Annotated in this window: 22 protein-coding genes; 8 read left to right on the forward strand and 14 right to left on the reverse strand. The window is 47.5% G+C overall.

The genetic code is table 11. The features are described 5' to 3' along the window. Positions 1-80 precede the first annotated feature (80 nt). From msrA to NIES593_RS24325, 3 genes are all read right to left on the reverse strand, one after another. Complete coding sequence (gene msrA, locus NIES593_RS19300; protein WP_073601132.1) at positions 81-743, reverse strand: peptide-methionine (S)-S-oxide reductase MsrA; 663 nt, start codon at positions 741-743, stop codon at positions 81-83. A 42-nt stretch (positions 744-785) separates the two neighbouring features. Next, positions 786-1,148: a DUF1823 family protein gene (locus NIES593_RS19305; RefSeq protein WP_073601133.1), complete on the reverse strand. Its 363-nt coding sequence runs from the start codon at positions 1,146-1,148 to the stop codon at positions 786-788. Positions 1,149-1,255: 107 nt separating this feature from the next. Beyond that, positions 1,256-1,402, reverse strand: a complete 147-nt coding sequence (locus NIES593_RS24325; protein ID WP_175561180.1) for a hypothetical protein — start codon at positions 1,400-1,402, stop codon at positions 1,256-1,258. A 72-nt stretch (positions 1,403-1,474) separates the two neighbouring features. Here NIES593_RS24325 and NIES593_RS19310 point away from each other — a divergent pair, with 72 nt between their 5' ends. Both NIES593_RS19310 and NIES593_RS19315 read left to right on the forward strand, forming a co-directional pair. Continuing rightward, the gene (locus NIES593_RS19310) at positions 1,475-2,095 is read left to right on the forward strand and encodes a helix-turn-helix domain-containing protein (RefSeq protein WP_073601134.1); all 621 of its coding nucleotides are present in this window, start codon (positions 1,475-1,477) and stop codon (positions 2,093-2,095) included. 10 nt (positions 2,096-2,105) lie between these two features. After that, on the forward strand, positions 2,106-2,918 hold the full coding sequence (locus NIES593_RS19315; protein WP_073601135.1) for an MOSC domain-containing protein: 813 nt from the start codon (positions 2,106-2,108) through the stop codon (positions 2,916-2,918). A gap of 475 nt (positions 2,919-3,393) precedes the next feature. Here NIES593_RS19315 and NIES593_RS19320 read toward each other — a convergent pair whose 3' ends face one another. From NIES593_RS19320 to NIES593_RS19340, 5 genes are all read right to left on the reverse strand, one after another. Then, positions 3,394-4,242, reverse strand: coding sequence for an alpha/beta fold hydrolase (locus NIES593_RS19320; protein ID WP_073601136.1), 849 nt, complete (start codon positions 4,240-4,242; stop codon positions 3,394-3,396). A 173-nt stretch (positions 4,243-4,415) separates the two neighbouring features. Continuing rightward, positions 4,416-6,152 carry a WD40 domain-containing protein gene (locus NIES593_RS19325; RefSeq protein ID WP_073601137.1) on the reverse strand — a complete coding sequence of 579 codons (1,737 nt, stop codon included), beginning with the start codon at positions 6,150-6,152 and terminating at the stop codon, positions 4,416-4,418. Further along, positions 6,146-7,015, reverse strand: a complete 870-nt coding sequence (locus NIES593_RS19330; protein WP_217651974.1) for a S1 family peptidase — start codon at positions 7,013-7,015, stop codon at positions 6,146-6,148. Before NIES593_RS19330 ends, NIES593_RS19325 begins: the two co-directional genes overlap by 7 nt. Next, entirely contained in the window at positions 7,009-7,611 is a 603-nt protein-coding gene (locus tag NIES593_RS19335; RefSeq protein ID WP_073601139.1) for a COP23 domain-containing protein, read from the reverse strand. Before NIES593_RS19335 ends, NIES593_RS19330 begins: the two co-directional genes overlap by 7 nt. A gap of 89 nt (positions 7,612-7,700) precedes the next feature. Further along, positions 7,701-9,362, reverse strand: a complete 1,662-nt coding sequence (locus NIES593_RS19340; protein WP_073601140.1) for a PsbP-related protein — start codon at positions 9,360-9,362, stop codon at positions 7,701-7,703. 410 nt (positions 9,363-9,772) lie between these two features. On the opposite strand from NIES593_RS19340, the gene NIES593_RS19345 reads away from it, so the two are divergent. The 3 genes from NIES593_RS19345 to NIES593_RS19355 all read left to right on the forward strand — a co-directional run bounded on the left by NIES593_RS19345 (position 9,773) and on the right by NIES593_RS19355 (position 11,858). Next, a complete protein-coding gene (locus NIES593_RS19345) occupies positions 9,773-10,378 on the forward strand; it encodes a vWA domain-containing protein (protein ID WP_073601141.1) in 606 nt (201 codons plus the stop codon). 56 nt (positions 10,379-10,434) lie between these two features. Next, positions 10,435-10,896 (forward strand): salt stress protein, Slr1339 family, encoded by a 462-nt coding sequence (locus NIES593_RS19350; RefSeq protein ID WP_073601142.1) that lies wholly within the window; start codon positions 10,435-10,437, stop codon positions 10,894-10,896. 185 nt (positions 10,897-11,081) lie between these two features. After that, positions 11,082-11,858: an ATP synthase subunit I gene (locus NIES593_RS19355; RefSeq protein WP_073601143.1), complete on the forward strand. Its 777-nt coding sequence runs from the start codon at positions 11,082-11,084 to the stop codon at positions 11,856-11,858. Here the strand turns inward: NIES593_RS19355 and NIES593_RS19360 are convergent. After that, positions 11,855-13,234 carry a cytochrome P450 gene (locus tag NIES593_RS19360; protein ID WP_073601144.1) on the reverse strand — a complete coding sequence of 460 codons (1,380 nt, stop codon included), beginning with the start codon at positions 13,232-13,234 and terminating at the stop codon, positions 11,855-11,857. The two genes, NIES593_RS19355 and NIES593_RS19360, sit on opposite strands and share 4 nt — an antisense overlap. Before the next feature lie 359 nt (positions 13,235-13,593). Between NIES593_RS19360 and NIES593_RS24330 the strand changes: the two genes are divergently transcribed. Continuing rightward, positions 13,594-13,761, forward strand: a complete 168-nt coding sequence (locus NIES593_RS24330) for a hypothetical protein (RefSeq protein WP_175561181.1) — start codon at positions 13,594-13,596, stop codon at positions 13,759-13,761. Positions 13,762-13,821: 60 nt separating this feature from the next. Here NIES593_RS24330 and opcA read toward each other — a convergent pair whose 3' ends face one another. From opcA to fbp, 5 genes are all read right to left on the reverse strand, one after another. Beyond that, entirely contained in the window at positions 13,822-15,189 is a 1,368-nt protein-coding gene (gene opcA, locus NIES593_RS19365; protein WP_073601145.1) for a glucose-6-phosphate dehydrogenase assembly protein OpcA, read from the reverse strand. Positions 15,190-15,220: 31 nt separating this feature from the next. After that, positions 15,221-16,750 carry a glucose-6-phosphate dehydrogenase gene (gene zwf, locus NIES593_RS19370; protein ID WP_073601146.1) on the reverse strand — a complete coding sequence of 510 codons (1,530 nt, stop codon included), beginning with the start codon at positions 16,748-16,750 and terminating at the stop codon, positions 15,221-15,223. Further along, a complete protein-coding gene (locus tag NIES593_RS19375) occupies positions 16,751-17,596 on the reverse strand; it encodes an MreC domain-containing protein (protein ID WP_073601147.1) in 846 nt (281 codons plus the stop codon). 70 nt (positions 17,597-17,666) lie between these two features. Next, complete coding sequence (tal, locus tag NIES593_RS19380) at positions 17,667-18,821, reverse strand: transaldolase (protein WP_073601148.1); 1,155 nt, start codon at positions 18,819-18,821, stop codon at positions 17,667-17,669. A 45-nt stretch (positions 18,822-18,866) separates the two neighbouring features. After that, a complete protein-coding gene (fbp, locus tag NIES593_RS19385) occupies positions 18,867-19,934 on the reverse strand; it encodes a class 1 fructose-bisphosphatase (protein WP_073601149.1) in 1,068 nt (355 codons plus the stop codon). 434 nt (positions 19,935-20,368) lie between these two features. Between fbp and rpsB the strand changes: the two genes are divergently transcribed. After that, entirely contained in the window at positions 20,369-21,190 is an 822-nt protein-coding gene (rpsB, locus tag NIES593_RS19390; RefSeq protein WP_073601150.1) for a 30S ribosomal protein S2, read from the forward strand. 99 nt (positions 21,191-21,289) lie between these two features. Next, positions 21,290-22,051, forward strand: a complete 762-nt coding sequence (tsf, locus tag NIES593_RS19395) for a translation elongation factor Ts (RefSeq protein WP_073601151.1) — start codon at positions 21,290-21,292, stop codon at positions 22,049-22,051. Positions 22,052-22,163: the final 112 nt, after the last annotated feature.

Here is a 22,163-nt window from a genome sequence, read left to right on the forward strand (position 1 = left end):
CTGGCAAGCTTTACAGCCTTAGCGTAAGTTTCTGTACGGTTGCTACCAAAACGCCTGGTACGAACGTTTAACTCCTAATATCAACTCAGGTTAACGCCAAGCGAGATAGGGCACTCTACTTTGGTTCCTCCCAATCCACAATATCCATTGGGATTTTTTGCCAGGTATTGTTGATGGTAGCCTTCTGCATAATAAAATTCCGGCGCATCCAGAATTTCAGTGGTAATCTTTCCATATCCGGCTTTGCTGAGAGCTTTTTGATAAAGATCCCGCGACGCTTCGGCTAATTTTCTTTGCTTCTCAGAATAGACATAGATGCCAGAACGATACTGAGTGCCGACATCATTTCCCTGACGCATCCCTTGGGTGGGATCGTGGTTTTCCCAAAACACTTTCAGGAGTCGTTCGTAGCTAATGACCTTCGGATCGTAAACAACGCGAACTACTTCATTATGACCCGTCATCCCCGTACAAACCTCTTGATAGGTAGGATTGGGAGTAATTCCAGCCGCGTACCCCACTGCCGTGATAAAAACGCCTTCTAACTGCCAGAATTTTCTTTCTGCGCCCCAAAAACATCCCATGCCAAACATTGCCATCTCTAATCCATCGGGATAGGGAGGTTTGAGAGGATTGCCGTTGACGTAGTGAAAGGCAGGAACTGGCATGGGTTCTGCCCGTCCGGGTAATGCTTCTTCAGGAGTAGGAAGGGAAAGCTTTTTACCAAATCCGAATAAAGCCATAAGATTAAAATTTCTACAAGTTTTGTTACCTTACTTAATATTCTATCGAGTTTGCAGATAACCTAACAGCCAATTAGCTGCCGTAGCGCGGCGCGTCTGTCTGGGTCCAAATTCTCCTACTTTATAGCCTTGAAATCCCAGTTTTTCTTTTAATAATTGTTTGTTTTCAACTGGAATGGACCGGGTAAGTTTTACAGTTGGAGGTCTGTTGGCAATAAAATCTGGAGGTTCTGGATATTCTTGTTTCCAATCCTCTGCTACTTGGCTTGTATCCCATTTCTGACTGGATTGGTCATAGCGATAGCCGAGATAGTGCCAGACTAATTGATTGACAGTAGCATCATCGATTTCTTCATTCAAAATTGCCCAGATGGTATCTGTATTTAAAGGCGGTAGCGCAGACATTGTTTATTTATTAAGTCAAGAGCATCGGAGTTTTAGGAATAATTTTACAGGCTTATTAGTTTTTGTCATTGGTCATTGGTCATTGGTCTTTAGCGATCGCCAATCGGTTAGTAGTTAGTAGTTATACCAATTTTCAGGTTTTCGCGATATACATTCTTCTCCCCTCTCCCAAATAGGGAGAGGGGTTGGGGGTGAGGGCGATCGACTATCTCTGTTATTAATGAATGAAAAATGATATTAGTGATTCTTCTCAAAAAAATTGCCTAAAAGACAAATAATTTATAAATAGTTTGACTAAAAGGCAAAAAAGAATTAAGATAGAAGCTATGCATGCAACAACAGACACTCAACTCAAACCCGAACTTACCAAGCTCGGTAGGCGGCTGCGTGCCCTGCGTAACGAACGGGGCTGGACGCTTGAAGAACTGGCTCGTCGAACTGGCATTTCTGAAGCGTATCTTTCAAGACTCGAAAGTGGCGATCGCCAGCCATCTTTAGCCGTTCTCTTGAATCTCGCTCAAACCTATGGACTCACTTTACCATTATTGTTCGAGCCAGCCTTAGAAGCCGCTTCCCAAGAGCACAAGGCGACTGCTGGAGTCATCATCCGCGCTAAAGATGCGGCAACAAAAGAAGGCAATGGTCTGTTTTATACTTCTCTAGCGGGTAGCCTTCCTACTGCTAACCTGCATCCGATTCGAGTCAAAGTCCCGGCAGAACGCAAGCAAGAGCAGCTTTATCAACATGACGGCGAGGAATGGCTTTACGTTCTCTCTGGCAAAGTGGTGCTAGCACTCGCTGACGAAGAGTACTTACTCCATCCCGGCGATGCCGCTCACTTTGATGCCAGCACTCCTCACCGACTCTTGGCGAAAGGGGAACGCGATGCAGAAATACTTCTAGTTGCTTGTGCGACTCCTCGTTCTCTTTTGAAAAGTTATTTGTAAATTAGTGCTTATGAATGCATTACCTTATATAATGAGCATTCACATTTATCCGGTGAAGTCGCTTGATGGAATTTCTTTGACACAAGCAACGATACTCGAAAGTGGTGCGATCGAGCACGATCGCGAGTTGGCTTTGTTTGACGAGAATGGTAACTTCGTCAATGGCAAGCGCAATGCCAAAGTTCATTTACTGCGATCGCAATTTGACGACGAATTAAATTACATCTCTCTACAAATCCAGGGCACCGACCAAAAAGCGACTTTTCATCTCGATAAGGAGAGAACTAAATTAGAAGACTGGTTAAGCAATTACTTTGGCATTCCAGTTAAATTAAAGCAGAATTTAATAACAGGCTTTCCAGACGATCTCAATGCCAAAGGACCGACTGTAATTAGTACGGGGACGATTGAGGAAATTGCTTCCTGGTTTCCTGGACTGAGTGTAGAAGAAATGCGGCTGCGACTGCGAGCTAACTTAGAGATTGCTGGAGTCCCGCCGTTTTGGGAAGATCGGCTCTTTGCCCAAGCAGGGCAGTGCGTTCGCTTTAAAGTAGGAGAAGTGCTCTTTGAAGGAATCAACCCCTGTCAGCGTTGCATCGTTCCTACGCGCGATTCCAAAACGGGAGAAGCGACCGCTAATTTCCAGAAAGTATTTATCAATAAACGCCAACAATCTCTACCCTCGTGGACAATTCCACAGCGTTTTAACCATTTTTACCGATTAAGCGTGAATACCAACGTCCCTACTTCGGAAGCTGGAAAAGTCGTGCGAGTCGGAGATGCGATCGCGATTTTAGGCGCAAGCGAGAGCCAACTTAGCTAGAGCAATCAGATTTCCATGCCAGTTTTTTTGCGAGTTCCTTTGCGCCTTTGCGCGAGATCAAAATCATTTATGCCAAAAGATTCATGAAAGCAGCCACTCGCCCCAAGAAATGGCAAGTTAGGATCGATCTTATACCAATTTTCATGTTTTCACGATATACATTCTTCACCCCTCTCCCAAATAGGGAGAGGGGTTAGGGGTGAGGGCGATCGACTATATCAATGAAAAATGATATTATTTATCGGTATCCTACTTGCTATTTTTATTCGCTTATCAACTGAAAGTGCAGGGGTACGAGGAGTTGGGTTTAGTTTATTTCTAGCAGCTTCGCGTTTAATAATAAACGATTAATTACAACTCCAGTATTACCTAGAGCTTATTGCGGCTGGGACAGGATTGTGCTTGGCTGCACATTTTGCGACATGGATTACTTCCCTGTAAAACTATTGTCGAACCGCCAGTCCCGCTTGGCAAGCTATCTAGCTAAAAACTCTAAAACCAAATGATTAAACTCATCTGGGCGTTCTAAATGGGGGTGGTGCCCGCAAGGATCGAAGATATGCAACTGGCTATTCGGCAGATATTTGGCGGCAACATAGGCATGAGCGACGGGTAGAATGCGATCTTGTTTTCCCCAAACGATCAGGGTTGGCGCGGCGATCTTACTCAGTTGCTCGACTAATGGGCGGTAGACAGAATGACGAACGCCCAGTAAGCTTAAATTTGTTCGCGCCAGTTGTTCGAGTGCTTTTTGCCGCCCTGGCAGCGCAAAGATCGGATAGCGAATTTCGAGCCATTCTTGGGAAATGCAGGTTGGGTCGTGAAAATCATGGCGTATCATTGGTTCAAAGATGCGGCGATTGGGACGGAGCGATCGCACGACAAAGGGAATCGAAGCTAACCGCAGACCGAAGGAGATTTCCCTGCCCAGTCCAAAACTATCTACTAGCACCAGCTTGTGCAAGCGTTCGGGAAACAGGAGGGCAAACTGCAAAGCAGCACCGCCTCCCATCGAATTACCAATCAAAGTAGCGCGATCGATCCCCAAAGCCTCCATAAAATCTTTGATAAATTGTGCCTGATAGGTGAGGCAATAGGTAGCCGATGGTTTATCGGAAAGACCCGAACCAACCATATCGAAGGCATAAACTCTGTGATGCTTTGCCAGAACGGGGATATTATAAAGCCAAAATTCCACCGATCCCCCACCACCGTGTAGCAAAATGACCGGAGAACCTTTGTTTCCTGCCCGCCAGTAGCGAGTCTTAACAGAACCAACTTTGACATACTCGTCTTGCGGGATTTTGAGAGTTGTACTAATCATATGCAAGTTCGATTCAGATTTAGCTCGTTCCGACTTCTGACTTCTGCCTTTCTTCTGCCTTTTGCCTTCCGAGTTTAAGGGCTGGTTTTTATTTAGCTATTGGGAAGTTCCCAGAGTTTCGAGATAAATCCGCCCCTACTTGTAACTTCTGGCTTCTAAGTTCCGAACTCACATTAATCATCTTCTGTCTGTGGTTTTGCCTGCCAGATTGCAACGGTATTATCCAAGCTACCGCTAGCTAACTCCTGTCCGTCCGGGCTAAACGCAATGCTTTTAACCGCTTTGGAATGCCCTTCGAGAGTGCGTTCTACGCTGCCGTTGCTCAGATTCCAAAGTTTGATAGTTTTATCTTCGCTGGCACTAACTAATTGCTGTCCGTTGGGGCTAAAAGCGACACCGTTTACGCTGTCGGCATGACCGTTAAGCGTTTGCTCTAAGCTGCCCGTACTGACATTCCAAATCTTAATCGTCTTATCCTTGCTAGCGCTAGCCAATCGCTGTCCGTCGGGACTCAAAACAACTTTATTTACGCCTTGGGCATGTTGTTCGAGGGTTTGCTCTAAGCTACCCGTCCTGACATTCCAAATTCTGACGGTCGCGTCGTCGCTGCCGCTAGCCAATCGCTGTCCGTCGGGACTAAAAGCCACGCTTTGCACCGCACCGGCATGACCGCTGAGCGTTGTCTCTAAAGTTCCAGTCGCTAAATTCCAAATCTTAATGGTATTATCTTTACTACCGCTAGCCAACCGTTGCCCGTCGGGACTGAAGGCAAGAGACATCACCCAGTCTGCATGGTCTGTTAGCGTCAGTTCTAAGCTATTTTTAGTCAGGTTCCAAATTTTGATGGTTTTGTCTTCGCTGCCGCTGGCTAGCTTTTGTCCGTCTGGACTAAACGCGATCGCGTTGACTCCGGCACTGTGCAGTTCGAGCGTTCTTTCCAATTTCCCATTCTTTGGATTCCAAAGTTTGATCGAGTCGTCCCAACTGCTACTTGCTACTTTCTGTCCGTCGGGACTGAAAGCAACGCTAACGACGGGCCAAGCATGACCTCTCAGCGTGTAAGCCAAGGCATAATTTGAGCTGGGGACGTAAGCGATTTGGGTATTATTATTGCTGGGCGGGAGCGTGGGAGTGGGTTCGGGTTCTGGCGTAGGTGGAGGGGCAGTACTGCTGCTGGGTTCGGTTAGCGAGTCGTTGGGAAGAGGCGTTACTGCGGCAACCGGGTTTGACACAGTTGAATCGGTTTTTTGCCAACTCGTGTAGGTGTCGATTGGGATGCCATAAAACTCGACTGCGTTAGAGTTGGGGTCGGTGAAGCTTTGTCCGTTGATGCCTATTAAGCGTCCTTGGGCATCGAGAATCGGACCGCCACTCATTCCCGGTCTGCTTTCGCTGGTGTGAACGATCGCGTATCCTTTTCTAGCATGGGGCTGAATTCCCGCGATCTCGCCATCGCGAAACCGATAGCCCCGTTCGGGATTGACGGGATCTCGGTCTACCCAACCCGCAATATAGATAGCAGTCCCAGTCGTCAGTTGGGCGGAATCTCCGATCTCTGCTACTAAATAGTCTTTTCTCGCGTTAAACTGCACGACGGCTAAATCTGCCTCCCGATGACAATTAGCCTGACGGATGTTAATGAGGTGTTGCTCGCCATCGGAGGTGACAATCGCGTAGCTTCCCGGCGTATCGACGACGTGACAGTTGGTCAGAACTCGGTAAGTATCGCCTTCTCTAGCGACAATTGCGCCGGAACCGTTTTCTTGTCCGTCTATGCGCACGGTGATGTCTGCGGCGATTTGAGCGACGGCTGGTGGCGACGAACTCTCCGCGCCAGAAGACTGCACTGGGGAAATCGTTGTCGTAGCCACGATTAACGCGACAGAAATTCGGGTGGCGACTTTCACCATAGTTGGGTTGTTGCTGCTGGCTGGACGATTCTTTCGGTAGGAATTGCCCAATTTGAACGAGCGATCGTTTGTTGCAAAGGGGAAGGGGGCGCAGAGCCATCTTCGTAATAGTCGGGAGCTTCCCATAGGGGATAGGCTTGCATGCCATGCACGCCTACCAACTCTCCGGCGCGGTTCAGTAGCGGTCCGCCACTCATTCCCCTCTCAATTTCGTTAGTATAGCCTACTTGATAGCCTCCTTCTAAGGCTTTGTCCAACACGAGAACGACGCGACCTTCTCTGAAGGCAAAGCTGCTGTCAGTGGGATATTGGGGAGAAGAGACGTTTTTTGATGGGGCAGGCACAGAAGTTCCCTTCTCCAGGGAAAAGGGAAATCCAGCCGCAAAGACTTCTTCTCCTTGAGTTAGCGTAGCCGACGCGCCCAATTTGGCCGCCGAGTAGTCAGGTTTGGCGGCGCTAAACTGTAAAACTTCTAGATCGTTCTTTTGGAAGGAAGCAGGCGTGATGACTGCGGCTTCGTAAATCGCACCGTCGGGGGTCTGAATTTGATAGGGAGATGGGGCAGCGCGGAGAACGTGAGCGTTTGTCAGCACGAAATAGGTGTTGCCTTCGGCACGAACGATCGTTCCCGAGCCGACGAGCGATAATGAGGATAAGACTCTGACGGTAATGGCTTGGGCTTCTCGATACAGTTGTTCTTCGCTCAGGCGATCGCGTAATTGCTCGGATTGGACTTTTTGATTTGCCAGATCCAGTTCGGCATTATGGGTGTTTCCTGGAAGTCCTACCACCAAACTCCCAATGAATAATGAGAGTCCTAGCGATCGCCATCTTACCTGCATCACTCTCTTCTTCTTTACCATAAAGGTCGAGTAGTTTCTGTATTTCTCGATTCAATCGGCTGGATTTTCCTCTCCGATTCCACTGGCAAAGCTTGGATGAGGTTTTCTATATCGGCGTAGAGTTCGCCTTTCTCGTCATAGGAAAAAATTTGCTCGTTGCTCAGTTGAATTGGCGTACTCCTACCAGCACCGCGACGAACATCTAAGAGTCTTGTCAGGACTTGTTGGGCATTTGTTCCCGCTCGCAGGGTAAATAATACATCTTTAGTCTGGCAACTGCCCTCTTTATTCTGCGCTACGCACAGGACGGGAAGTCGATTGATGCTACTCGTCCTAATATATTTCAGTCTACCGCTTTCGTTGTACTTCTGAAAGCGACCAGTAACCTCTAGGCAACGCTTTTCATTCGTCCATCCCGCTTGCTCGAAAGCACCAGAAGTCCAAAGAATGAGCGGGACGTTGCCTCGCGGGGTACGAACAAAAGTCGTATAGTTTCCGTTGAGTACCGCACAGAAGAAACGTTGAGTTTCTGCCATGCTGGGTTCGGCGGTCGTTTGGTTGAAAGCCAGAACGAGTGCCAGTCCACTGAGAATCTTAGTCAGGTTGTAAGGCTTCACCGTTCGTTTTCTTAACTTTTTCAATTAGAATTTTAGGAGAAAATAAAAAGGATTTTTATAGTTTATAATAAAAACTTTATTAAGAGGCTTCACTGAGAAAAATCGAAAGAGTTGACGATAGATTGTACGGTGGATTCGTGGGTTTTATATTGCTCGACTTTTGCTTCATAAGTCAGAATGTATAATCGATCGCTATTTAAAACTCCAATTTGCATTCTTTGCAAGGCATTTTTTTTATCCAATCCCGTATAAACTAATAAATAAGCTGGATGCGATCTCAACTGGATCTTTTGCTTTTCTATAATGTTGGAGTTGGGTAAATATTTTTGGATTTCTTCAGTAGCTCCTTGCATAACTTCATCGATTGAATAAGAATTAGTCAGTTCTCTAAGTTCGACAAGAACTTTGGGTTGAATCGATTCGGTCGAAGCGCGATCGCTAGGGGAAATTAATTCAGCTACGATTTGAGTAAATTCATTGGGTTCGTATTGCTTAATCGTCCAGTCTTTTGGATATTTAAATTTAATTCCATAGTGGGAATACTCGGCTACTTCTCGATTGTCAAACTCAACACTCGAATGGCTATTCGAGTCAATTTGAGTGGGTCGTTCTAGGATTCTTTGTAGAACCCCGATCGCGCCTATACTGAGTGCGATCGCGCTCAACGCTCCTGCAATAATCCAAACCAGATGTCTTTTAGATTTTCTGCCAAGTTTTCCTTTTTTTAAAGGTCGAAGAACCGATTGATTTGGATGGCTGTTTTGACGGTGGTTTGCCGCGAGTTTTAAAGTTTGCTCTCTTTCTAATTCATGAGAAGAATTTGGTAAAAGGTCGAGCCATTCTTGTATGGTTTGAGGTCGATTGGCTGGATAGATCTCCATCCCTTTGCAAATTGCCCGATCCAATTCGGCACTGATTTCTGGATTAATTGTCCGAGGATTGACTAAAATATCGGAGCGATGGTTAGCTAAATTAATGACTCGACTTTGTGCATCTTCAGGATTGGTTCCTGTCACGAGATAATATAAAGTTGCTGATAGTCCATAAACATCAGTATAAAACCCCGCTTTGTTTTCGCGTTCGTTGGGATAAATTTGTTCGACAGGCGTATAACCTCCCGACATAAAAGCTGTCAGCGATCTTTCCACATTAGGATTGTATTCGCGAGCGATGCCAAAATCAATTAAAACTGCCTCATCTCTATCGGCTCGAATGATAATATTTTTCGGCTTGATATCTCGATGCAGCAATCCTTGTTGGTGGACGGTAATTAATGCCGCGCCAATCTGTCTGATATAGCGCAAAGCTTCTTCAGGCGATAGGATCTTTTGTCTGACTATCGTTTCTAAATCTTGACCGGGAATGTAGTCCATGACAATGCAGGGCCACCCTTCCTCTTCAATCAACTCAATGATGCAGACGATGTGAGGATGATGGCAACATTTTGCCAACCGAACGGCTTCGTTAAGAAAATCTTTACGGAATCGCTCGAAGCGATCGGGCGGGATATATTCTATGCTGAGGGTCTTGACAACTACGCGATCGCAACTTCTATTATCCTGCGCTAAATAAGTAATCCCAAAACCGCCACTGCTCAATTTTTGAACGATCGTATATTTCCCATCTTCTAATTGTTTGCCAGGGGGCCAATAATTAATCGTTCGATCGAGATGGTAAGCATTCAATCTACGATTCCTCGCTGTCTCGGTCGAGCGATAGTCATTGCTCTCGTTGAGATTGTTATTAGCCATCCTCACCTACGATTAATGACATAAAGAGCCGCTCTTGAAATCTCATTTTCTAGTCAGTATCCCCATCTTCTATTCGTTTACAAAAACTTAGGCTCTCAAGAATCCGATTCAATTTTATTACGGATTTTCTAAATCGGACGGCTAATATCGCGATCGATCGCACCCAAAATTTTTCATGGCTATGCCGCAGAAACAATGGCAATGAGGAGCGCTTCAATCCTGGACTTGGAACCGAGCGCTTGTTCTCCTATTTTTTTGAGCCAATCAAACAAATATAAAAGAAGAATCGCTAAGGCTCAGTGTTGAGGATCTAGAGAATTTAACGATGACGGAAGACTGGCTCGATGCTATCGTCGATTAATGGGAGTAAGACATACCTTGCTCGTACAGAGTAATTTATGGAGACGGTAATGTTAGACCAACGCGATTGTACGCTCATTATTGACAAAAGCGGCAGCATGTCAATTAAAGACCAGCCAGGCGGCAGAAGTCGCTGGAGTTCGATGCAGGAGTCAACCCTGGCTTTGGCAAGCAAATGCGAAGAAGTCGATCCCGATGGCATTACCGTCTACACCTTTTCGGGAAGGTTTAAGCGCTACGACAACGTTACCTCTAGCAAAGTCCGACAAATTTTTCTCGAAAACGAACCCCTCGGCGGGACGGACTTGGCAGGGGTTCTGCAAGATGCCGTCAACGGTTACTTTCAGCGCAAAGCAGCCGGACAGACAAAACCGAATGGAGAAATTATTTTGGTCGTCACCGATGGGGAACCCGACGATCGCAAGGCAGTGATGCGCGTCATCATCGAAGCGTCGCGGCGTATGGAAAAAGATGAAGAACTGGCGATTTCTTTCATTCAAATCGGCAATGATGCCGAAGCAACGCGCTTTCTCAAGGCGCTAGACGACGAAATGCAAACCGTCGGGGCAAAATTTGATATCGTCGATACGATAACTATCCAAGATATGGAAAATTACACCTTAACGGAAGTTTTGCTCAACGCGATCGCTGACTAATATCAGTAATCAGTCAATGAAATCCCCTACGCTGTACTAGCCCAAGGGTAAGTATTATGGACGAAATGGAGAAATTACTCGCCCAACTAAAAGCCGAGTACGAACAAAATCAGCCAGCATCGCCATCTTCGGAACCAACGCGATCGCAACCGCTTATCGATAATTTACTAGCACAGGTGAAGGCTGAATTGGAAGACCCGAAAAACCATTCCCCACAACCCCTACAATCGACTCCTCCAGCAACCGTTGCGTCCTCATCAGATAATAGGTTCTTACAAGACATTCAAGCTGAATATCGAGAAAAAGAGCGCTTGGAACGAGAACGCCAACAGCAAGAACTCCTGGAACGGCGGCAGCGAAAACGACGGGCATTGAGGCAACAAGCGCAAGAGTGGTTAAAAAAACTCAATCCTCGTTCTGAAGAAGGAATGTGGTTTGAAGAATTTTCCCATGCTTACGACAATAAGCTAGAAGCGGCGATAGATTATCTAGAAGCGTTGCGAGAAAGCTATTTTTAGCGATTAGGTTATAAATAGTTAAATTTTTGATGCATTGCGCGATCGCATTTCACCTCCAAATCGCTAAACCTCTGTAAAATTAGTTAGGCAGTGGCATTTCGCGATCGGATCGTTCCCGATCTATGCTAATAACAGCCATTAAAAAACAAAATTTTATCGATCGTCCACTTTAATAGGAATTCCCTGTGGCACAAGCATCGCACTGGTGGAAACAAGTTCGCTATTCGATTGGCAACCCGTCATTCAATCGAGTCGAGAGACAACTGATTAAATTCCTCTGCAAAAAATCAATCCGAAAGGCAATTGGTTGGTTTCTTGCCGCTTTGGGGGTTACCGCGATGCTGTTGTGGAACTGGAAACTGGTACTGGCAACGGTTGCTGGGGTAGGATTGATGTTGCTTGTCTATTTTATGCAGGGATGGAACTGGCAAGCCTACTGGTTCCATTGGCGACAGTTTTTTAGAGGATCTCAGGGAAAGTTGACTGTTGCGGTTGGAAGCGGCGGATTGGCTGCCTTGAGTACCTACATTGCCGCTTCTATTTGGGCAGACTCTGAGAACCGCTGGCTGGCAACGGGGACGATTTTACAGGGGTTTGGGACTGTCTTGACGCTTCTCCTTTTAATTTGGCACCTTATTAGCGATCGCGATCGGCGAGATGAGGGAAAATTCGAGCATCTCTTGCCAGATCTAACAGCGGCCGATCCCCTCAAACGCTTGATAGCCGTGCGACAACTCTCCCATTTGGCTAGCCAACCTCGTTGGCGTCAAGTCTACCAGCCTCAGCTGGTCGAATATTTCTGTCTGATGCTCTCTAGGGAGCAAGAACCCGTCGTTCGAGAAGCCGTAATGAAAAGCCTTCAGAAATGGGGAGCGCAGTTGCCAAAAGAGCGCAGCAATCGCCCCGTAGCTATTGCGATCGACCTCCAAAGTTCTCCCAAACGAGTGTATCGAGAAATTTAATTTATACTTGTTACGACCATTCGCAAGCTACCAGGTGCAGCAATGGTTAAACCGCGACGAACTGGCTTCACGGGACGATTGCTAGTCAGTGCCAGTTGATAGTCAGATAAAATTGTCGCCAGTACCAATTTCATCTCCATCATTGCCAATGCCATGCCGATGCAGCGACGATTGCCGCCGCCAAAGGGAAAATATTCAAAGGGAGAATATTGTCGCTCCAAAAAGCGCTCTGGCTTGAAATGCTTGGGTTCTGGGTATAAATCTTCGCGATGGTGGGTTAGATAAATACAGGGAGCCAGCATCGTACCCGCTTTAAACTGATAGCCCATGAGTTCTAGCGGGGCTTTTAAGATGCGAGGAAAGGCAGCTAAAGCAATGGGATAAATTCGCAGGGTTTCTTGGCAGACGGCAGTCAGATAGGGAAGTCGGACGATCTCGCTGGGATCGGCTTCTTCTGGGAGAGTGGCTAGCTCGGAGCGCAGCTTTTCTTGCACCTCTGGGAGATACTGAATCCAGTACAACGCCCAAGATAGTGCAGATGCAGTCGTCTCGTGTCCGGCAAACAAGAGCGTCATCAATTCATCGCGCAACTCTTGGTCTGTCATCGGCTTTCCTTCTTCATCGCGAGCCGACATCAGTAAGGTGAGAATATCTTCACCGTCTAAATTCCCCCGTTCTCGACGTTCCCGAATCTCATCGAACAAAAGGTGATCGACTCGTTCCTGTTGGCGTAAAAAGCGACCCCACGGACTCCAGTTTCCCCAATCTTTTCGCAGCGCTGGAAAAAACATCGTGGTAGAACTGAGGGGAGAACTGATGGAATCGAGCATCGAACCGATAAGTTGCCTCAAGCGATCGCAACGCTCTCCTTGCTGCAAGCCAAAGACGGCTTGTAAAATGACTCTCAAGGTAATTTCTTGCATGTAGGAGCGAACTTGAAAGGATTTGCCTACTTGCCAAGATTCCGTTACTTGTCGGGTAATCTCGCAGATGAGATGACCGTATGCCCGCAAGCGATCGCCGTGAAAAGGTGGCATTAAAAGCTTTCGCTCCCGTTGGTGTCTCGCACCGTCGAGGGATAATAGCGAGTTTGCCCCTAGCAATAAGTAAATAAATCCTCCCCTCATCCGAGTATCAAATCGATAGGGATCGCCTGTAAAAATCTCTTGGATTGCCTGGGGGTTGCTGACGTAGACGAAGGGATTTTTTTCGCTGCCGACAGTAAAGAAATCGCCATAGCGTTTTCCATAATTGTCCATGTAGTCTACGGGACGAAAAATCAGATTGAGCATCCGCAGTAGTTCAGGCGTTTTCGGACGAGGCGGTAAGGTCGCCAAATTTTCTGGCTCCGTTTGCTGAGACTTGGTTTTTAGCATGGCTCTACATCAGTTCTGTCTGCCGTTTAGACTTTTTGTCCCACCGGAGAGTTCATTAAACAGTTCGCCGCGATCGCGATGCTTAACATGACGAAGTGCTTTTCGGGCTCGGACGTGAGGCGGCGGAGTACCTTGTACCTTGCACCTTCTATACTTTTGGGACAACCTGTTAGCTTCTAGTTCCCAAAAAAAGTAGCCATCGAGTAAAGATGGCTAACCCCACGCTAATACAATTAATCCCAATGCTCTAAGCGCTATCTACAATCTTTTTTGGTGAAATTACGGAATTGAGAAGATTTTTTTTCTGTTCTGGCATAAAGTTTTGTAAAGGCGCTAAAAGGCGAGAAGAGAGAGGGTGGATGCATCGTTATTCCTTGCTGTATTCCGCTTTAGCGATAGAACGAGTAAAGGATTCTAGAGTTCCCCGAACTTGGCGCGATCGCCTGTATCGCAGGGCACGCGACCCTGGCGACGCTCAAAAGCGAGACTACGCTGGCAGATCGGATCGAGCGCGAGATTTTGCTTGATCGCCTGCCGAGTCTGACCATACCGAACCCGCCAACACCATTATCTCGTCCCTGCTCTCTCTAATCGGCTAACTTAATAATCTGAGCGGTAACGCTCATGCTTTCTTCGTAGAGTATGTCGCGACCCCAGCGATGAAACTGCTGACTTAACAACGTTTCTGTCTTTTGATCCCATAGGGGCGTTACTTGCTGGATACGACAAGCTTGAGCGCCGCCGCCTGCTTCCATGCGCATGCATCCAGTCGTTCCCGAACACAGGACAGTGCAGCAATCGGCTTCTAGGTTGGTAGAGCTTAAGCGCAAGCTAATTAAGTCGCCCGCTACCTCTCCCGAATCGGCTAAAGGAATGCCAGCCAACTCGGCTTCGATAGAGTGGCAATCTTCGGAGAGCAAGCTAATCCGCCGGATGTCGTAGTCGCCGCCTTCTTTTCGGTAAGAAACGGGTCGCCATTTCAAGCGACTGGCAATCCAGCCTAAGAACATGAGCGCCTGGGATGGGTTGCCTTTCTCGTAATCGATGGTAACGCGATCGATTTCTGAGAGCGCCTGACGGCGTTCTGGCGGATCGAAGGCTTCAGCCGTCAATTCCTGCCAAGCAGCAAGCCGTCCCCAGTTCAAGTCAGTCATGGGAATGCCTTTAGCGAGGAGTTCGCCAATCCGCAACAAGTTGGCCTCTGGTTCTTTAAAGGTGCTCGAATCGACGATAATCGTGTCGCACAGAGAAGACAGTCGCTTGAATAGACCGTATTCGGGTTCGGGGCTGGCTTTCCACCAGAGGAATTTGGGCAGTCCGTTAATCGTCAGTTCGGACACGATGCCGCCAATTCGCTCTAAGGCATCGGCAGTTCCCCGCAACATGATGTACTCGCAACAGATTAGCTTGTTATGAGTCCGTTTTTGAATCGGACAATAGGCGGAAACCTGAGCCGTTACCCCTTTGTCTTCCTCGGTAGTGGGGCACAGGGTAATGATACGACAAGGGTTAGAAGCCGCGATCGCGTCGGCAATGCCCGCTCCTTCCAAATCGGGAGAATACTGCTTTTCCATTCTCTGGGTGGCATCGTCAAGTTTGCCTTCGGCTTTGGCTTGTTGATATTCCTCTTGTAATTTCTTGAGAAATATTTCGTCTGATTTGCCCGTTGCCTCCAAGCCATAAGCTTTTTGAGCAGACTTGATTGCAGCAGTCGTTCGCGGTCCGGCAATCCCGTCAATCGGTCCGGTGTAGTACCCCAAAGAGGCTAGCATCTGCTGCGTCGGCGTGGGTTCGTATACCAACAAGCTAAATGTAGCCGCCCGCGTTGCGGCTATTCCTTCTTCGTTTTCGCCATAGAGTTTCCAGATTTCTCGCAGTTCTGCCTCAATTTCATCGATTGAGACATCTTTGGGAGCTTGCAAGGAAACTAAAGGGGAGATTTCTGTGGTAGTCATTTGTCTTTAGTCCTCTGTCTTCTGTCCTTCATTACAGTCTTCTCCAACGCCGACCGTCTCGGTTGATTAACAATTCGGCTTCTGGGGGTTCCCAGGTTCCCGCTTCGTATTGGGGAATGGTTGCAGGGTCGGCGGGTGCATCCCAAGCGGCTAAAGCGGGGGTAACGACTCGCCAAGCTTCTTCTACTTCGTCGGCGCGGGTAAAGAGGGTTTGATCGCCTAACATCGCATCTAGCAGCAGTCGATGATAAGCATCCGCTCCTGCCATGCCAAAGGACGATCCGTAATCGAAGTCCATTTCCACCGTTCGCGTCCGCAGTTCGGAACCGGGCATTTTCGCTTCAAAGCGCAGCGAAATCCCCTCGTTGGGCTGAATGCGCAGGCTTAATACGTTGGGGTTGGTTTGATGCGCTACGGACTGGAAGATGAGCAAGGGAACGTCCCGGAATTGAATGGCAATTTCGCTTACTTTTTTGGGCATGCGTTTGCCCGTGCGCAGATAGAAAGGAACGCCTTGCCAGCGCCAGTTGTCGATGGTTAGTTTGAGAGCTACAAAGGTTGGGGTTGTCGAGTTAGGATTTACGCCGGGTTCTTCTCGATAGCCGCGAACGGGTTTGCCCTTCATCCAGCCTGCTTTGTACTGACCGCGAACTGCCGATCGCTCTAGGTTATGAATATCGGCTAGATGGGTAGTTTGCAGGACTTTGACTTTTTCGTTGCGAATGCTGTCGGCATTGAGGGCGTTGGGCGGTTCCATCGCTGTAAGGCTAAAGAGTTGGAGTAAGTGGTTTTGCACCATGTCCCTCAACGCGCCGGCGGTGTCGTAGTAACCCGCCCTGTCTTCTACGCCGACGGTTTCTGCTACCGTAATTTGTACGTGATCGACAAACTGTCGATTCCACAGCGGCTCAAAAATGGCGTTGGCAAATCGAAAGACTAGGAGATTTTGAACGGTTTCTTTGCCGAGGTAGTGGTCGATGCGATAGACTTGCTCTTCTTTGCAGACTTTTTGCACGACTCGGTTTAGCGTCTGTGCCGAACTCAAATCTTTCCCAAACGGCTTTTCAATGACGAGGCGAGTTTTGAGCGGCTCTCGAAGCATTCCTGCTGCACCGAGTTGTTTGATCGCCGGGGCAAAGAAGTTGGGCGAGACGGACAAATAAAAGACGCGGTTGCCCCTAGTTCCTCGCCGTCCGTCGAGTTCTTCCAACAGGGCTTTTAGCTTTTGATAGCTTTCTGGATCGTCCATATTGCCGGAGCAGTAGTACAATCCCTCGGCAAAGTCTTGCCATAAGGCTTCGTTGCCGATGCCATTGGAGAATTCTTCGATCCCCTGGCGCATCTGTTCTCGGAAATAATCATCGCTCCAATCTCGACGAGCAACGCCAACAACCGTCATTTCTGCCGGAAGCCTGCGTTCCCGTTTGAGTTGATATAAGGCGGGAATGAGCTTGCGCTGCGTTAGATCCCCGGAAGCTCCAAAGATAACTAAAATGAGAGGTTCTGGAGTTCTTTCTTGGCGCAGTCCGACGCGCAGGGGATTTTCTAGGAACGTTACCATCTATTCTTTTGCTCCTTCTATCGCTTCGAGTCTTGCTAGAACGGCTTCGTATTTGGCGGTCATCTCGGCAAGTTGTGCTGTCAGCCAATCAATGATTCCTCGATATTTAGCCTCCATCTGAGCTTCAACTTCAGCCCGAATTTTTTCTCTCTCTACTGCCAGTCGTACTTCCCAATCCAAATCCCGTTGTCTGAGTTCGGCTTTGAGTTGTCTATTTTCTTCTCGTAATTGCTCTAATTCTGCGGCTACTAAAGCAGCGCGTCGTTCTCTCTGTTGAGCTTGTCTTTTGAGTTCTTCTTTTAAATGCTCGTTTTCCTGACGTAATTGCTCTACTTCTGAGAGAGGTTTTTTCTTTGCGGTGGAGTTTTCTTGTTCTTTGACCAAACGTTCGACTATCTTCGCAGTTGGAGTGCCATTGGGCGATTCTTCCACTGCCTTTTGCCAGATTTCTAACTGCTGTGCTGGGGGAAGTTTAGTAAGGGGACGAACTTGACGTTCGCTCGTCGGAAATTTGTGTACCATGGTACACAAATTTTGAATGACCGCTGAGGCATTCATGAATTGATAAGCCCTTCGTTTCGTCAGACTCCACTTCTCCTTGCAATACGCTTCAAAGGTTTTGTGGGGTTCGCCGTAGAGTTTTCTGTCTCGAATCTCAATGAGCGCTTGACCGACTTCGTAAAACGTCTGAAGTCCTTGAGCGACGATCGCTTCGAGTTCCTGCAATCGCACTTTTTCTGTCTCGTCTAGCGGTGCGATTTTCAGATGGTACTTGGTTTCATCTGAAGGCGCTTCGCAAACGCGGAAAGCTCGATCGAGCTTGAATAGGGAATAGGCACTTGACATGGCAGTTTCCAAAAGTATGAGGAGCGATCGCAGGGGAAAGGAAATTGCCCAATCCCCTTCTCACTACTGATTAAACAGTAGCTAACTGCTTGACTTTAGTCTCTAAAGAAGACATTAAGGACTCGAAAGGTTTGACGAATTTATCGATCCCGTCTTCGAGCAATTCATCCATCACTTCTTTAAGATCGATGTCGATATCGGGATCTTTGAGACTTTCCATCAGTCGATACGCGCCTTCGACATCGCTTTCGATGCGATCGCCGGGATGGCAATGGTCGGCACAAGCTTCGATGGTTTGCGGCGGTAGCGTATTAACCGTGTTAGCGCCGATCAGTTCGTCAACATACATCACGTCGCTGTATTCGGGGTTTTTGGTGCTAGTAGAAGCCCAGAGCAAGCGCTGCACTTTTGCTCCTTTTTCTGCCAAGGCTTGCCAGCGATCGCTGCTATAGATTTCCTTATACTTCTGGTAAGCGATTTTGGCATTGGCGATCGCCACTTTACCTTTGATGGCTCGCAATTTTGCCTCTTGCTCGATGCTGTCTGCACCGGCTTTTAGTTTGGCATCGATGCGGTTGTCGATGTTGGTATCGATTCGACTGAGGAAGAAACTCGCCACCGAAGCAATTTTACTAATCTCCTTGCCTTCAGCTGCTCGCTTTTCTAGTCCCCTTATATATGCCCAAGCGGTTTCGACATAACTATCCACAGAAAAAAGCAAGGTGACGTTAACATTAATGCCTTCGCTAATCGCTCGTTCGACCGCTGGCAATCCTTCCGGCGTGCCCGGAATTTTGACCATTAAATTCGGGCGATCGATGGTTTGAAAATAGCGTCTGACTTCTCTAATAGTCGCCTCTGTATCTCTGGCAATGGTTGCCGGGACCTCGATGCTGACATAACCGTCTAACCCGTTAGTTTCTTCATAAACTGGCTTCAAAATATCGCAGGCATTGCGGATATCGGTAAAAATCAAAGACTCATAAATCTCTTCGACCGACTTTCCGGCTTTGATCCCGGCTTCGATATCGGCATCGTAGATTTTATTGCCCGCGATCGCTTTCTCAAAAATGGCTGGATTGGAGGTAATTCCCACAATTCCCCGGCGCTCGATTAATTGCTTCAATTCGCCCGATTCGATAAGGTCGCGGCTTAAATTATCCAACCAAATGCTTTGACCGTATTTCTTCTCGATCTCAAAAATGGGATTCGTTGCTGTCGTCATAATTAACTCCCTCCAATTCACCTCGTTCGATCCTTCATCTCTCACTCAAGAATGCACCGGAACGGCGATCTCTTGACCTCGCCGTTTCCAATCCTGGATAAATGACTCGACCAACTTAACATCCTCGGTACTGCCAATAATCAAAGGAGTCCGCATGTGCAGTTTATCGGGCACGATATCGAGAAGGTTTCGCGTTCCATCGCTCGCTCGTCCTCCCGCTTGGTCGATTAAAAAAGCGAGGGGGGCGGTTTCGTAGAGCAAGCGCAATTTTCCTTCTGGTTTTTTCACCGTTCCCGGATAGAGAAATACGCCGCCTTGCATCAAAATTCGGTGAATATCTCCCACTAGCGCGCCGCTATAGCGTGCCGTGTATCCTTCATGGCGATGCACGTAGCGCGTGTATTCCCGAAAGGGTTCTTCCCACTGCCAAAAATTACCCTCATTGGTGCTATACACGGGTCCGTGTTCTGGGATTTTGATATTTTCTTGGGAGAGAATAAATTCTCCCAAGCTCGGATCGAGGATAAAGGAATGCACCCCGTGACCGAGAGAATAAACCAGTATGGTAGCGGGACCATAGAGAATATAGCCGGCGGCAATTTGTTGGCGACCGTCTTGCAATAAATCGCTCGCTTGTCCGTCTAAATCTTCTCCTTGTTGTTGGCGAATCGAGAAGATAGAACCGATGTTCAAATTGATATCGACATTAGAGGAGCCATCGATGGGGTCGTAAAGTAGGCTGTAGCGCCCGATGGGGCAGTTTTCTGGAATGTAATAGGGGTTTTCCATCTCTTCCGATGCCAAGCGACAGACCAAACCGCTTTGCTTGAAGACGGAGATAAATACCTCGTTGGCATAGACATCCATCTTTTTGACCGATTCCCCTTGGACGTTAACTTCGCCCGTAAAGCCCAGTACGCCTGCCATTAATCCAGCGCGACTGAGGCGACGGGAAATCAGTTTGGCAGCCAGGGCAATGCGGCTCATAATCGCGCTGAGATCTTGAGCTTCTGGGGAGAAACTCTGAAATTGTTGGAGAACGTGGCGAGAGAGGGTCGTGCAATCCCGATCCAAGCTGTGCTCTGGAATGATGAGCTGTTCGGAGTTATACATGGTTTTCATCTTTCCCTAGGGTGTAGCAACGATCTCTCTAAGAGCAGTGACACCGACTTTACTAAAGCCTCTGAGAAGGTTTTTTTGTCGCTTCTCCTATGATAGGAAAAGTTTTTTCGCGAGCCTGGGAACTTTAGACAAGCTTCAGGGTTGCTTCAGAGAAATCGCGTTGAATTAAGCTCTGATGCCTTAGTTAGTTTAATTCTAGCGATTTCAAAAAGCGGTCGGTGCGATCGCAGCCATCCACTTAATTCAAAATCTTGTTTTTATGCTACTCTAGAAAAGTTGTCTAATATCGCACATCCAGGCTTTCGGGTTTGTTATCGATCATTGGTCATTTGTCAAAATTGGAAACCAATAAAGGACAGAGGACGAAGGACAAAAACAACATTCCTGGATGGAGGAGCAACCCGAATCGGAGAAGAAATTTACCTATGCCAGTTGTAACGCTTGCTGAATTACTAGAATCGGGAGTTCACTTCGGGCACCAAACCCGTCGCTGGAACCCGAAAATGTCTCAATATATTTATACGGCTCGCAACGGAGTCCATATTATTGACTTAGTGCAGACCGCCCAATTGATGGAAGAAGCTTACGATTACGTACGTAAGTCAGCCGAGGCAGGGAAGCGGTTTTTATTCATCGGCACCAAGCGTCAAGCTGCCGGAATCATCGCGCAAGAAGCCTCTCGATGCGGCGCTAACTACGTCAACCAGCGCTGGTTGGGCGGAATGCTCACCAACTGGGAAACGATCAAATCGCGAATCGAGCGATTGAAAGAACTAGAGGCACTCGAAGAAAATGGCAGTATTGCCAAGCGACCCAAAAAAGAAGCCTCCGTTCTGCGCCGAGAACTCGCCAAACTTCAAAAATATCTTAGCGGTCTCAAAACCATGCGCAAGCTTCCCGATATTGCGGTCATTGTAGACCTGCGACGGGAGTATAATGCTATCCGAGAATGCCAAAAATTGGGAATTCCCATCGTATCGCTGTTAGATACTAACTGCGATCCCGATGTCGTTGACGTTCCCATCCCTGCCAATGACGATGCGATTCGCTCGATCAAACTCGTGATCGGAAAATTGGCGGATGCCATCTATGAAGGTCGTCACGGGCAACTCGACACCGACGAGGATTACGAAGAGTTTGAAGAAAGCGTTGAAGAAGCCGATTACGAAGAAGAAGGCGAAGACGAAGAGGATTACTCGGACTTAGCAGCAGAGTATGCTAGCGAGGACGAAGACGAAGATAATTAACTAAGAGTTAGGAATTTGGTGTTCGGAATCGATTTTACTTAAATTAAAAACTCCGAACTCCGAACTATCAATATTATGTAGTGTAGGAACACGAGTAAAATGGCGGAAATCTCGGCACAACTGGTCAAAGAGCTACGCGAAAAAACTGGCGCTGGCATGATGGACTGCAAAAAAGCGCTGCAAGAAACTAACGGCGATCTAGTGGCTGCTGCCGAATGGCTGCGCAAAAAAGGTGTTGCCTCGGCAGAGAAAAAAGCGGGTCGAACTGCCGCTGAGGGATTAGTCGGTAGCTATATCCACACGGGAGGTCGGATTGGCGTTTTAGTAGAAGTCAACTGCGAAACCGACTTCGTAGCCCGTGGGGAAAAGTTCAAAGAATTGGTTAACAATATTGCCATGCAAATCGCTGCCTGCCCCAACGTTGAATACGTGAAGGTTGCGGATATCCCGCCAGAAGTTGTCCAAAAAGAGAAAGAAATCGAAATGGGACGAGAAGATCTGGCTAACAAACCCGATAACATTAAGGAGAAGATAGTCCAGGGTCGGATTGAAAAGCGCCTAAAAGAGCTATCTTTGCTCGACCAGCCCTATATTCGGGATCAGAACATCTCCGTTGAAGAGTTGGTCAAACAAAGTATTGCCGAACTAGGCGAAAACATCCAAGTACGACGTTTTGCTCGTTTCGTTCTAGGAGAAGGCATCGAGAAACAACAAACCGACTTCGCCCAAGAAGTCGCTGCTCAAACCGGTCAAAAGACGAAAGTAGTTGAAGAAAAAACCGAGCCAGAAGCCAAACCCGATACCAAGGCTACAACCGTCGAAAAAGACAAAAAGTCCAAAGGAGGCAAAAAGAAAAAATAAGGCACACCCCAAAAAAGAGACGCGATGAATCGGGTCTCTCCTAAAAAAGGCAAAAGGAAGGAAACTTGTTTCTCAACTTTTGCCTTTTTACGATTAATGATTATATTTAAAG

The organism is Hydrococcus rivularis NIES-593 (assembly GCF_001904635.1).
Taxonomy (GTDB): Bacteria; Cyanobacteriota; Cyanobacteriia; order Cyanobacteriales; family Microcystaceae; genus Hydrococcus; species Hydrococcus rivularis.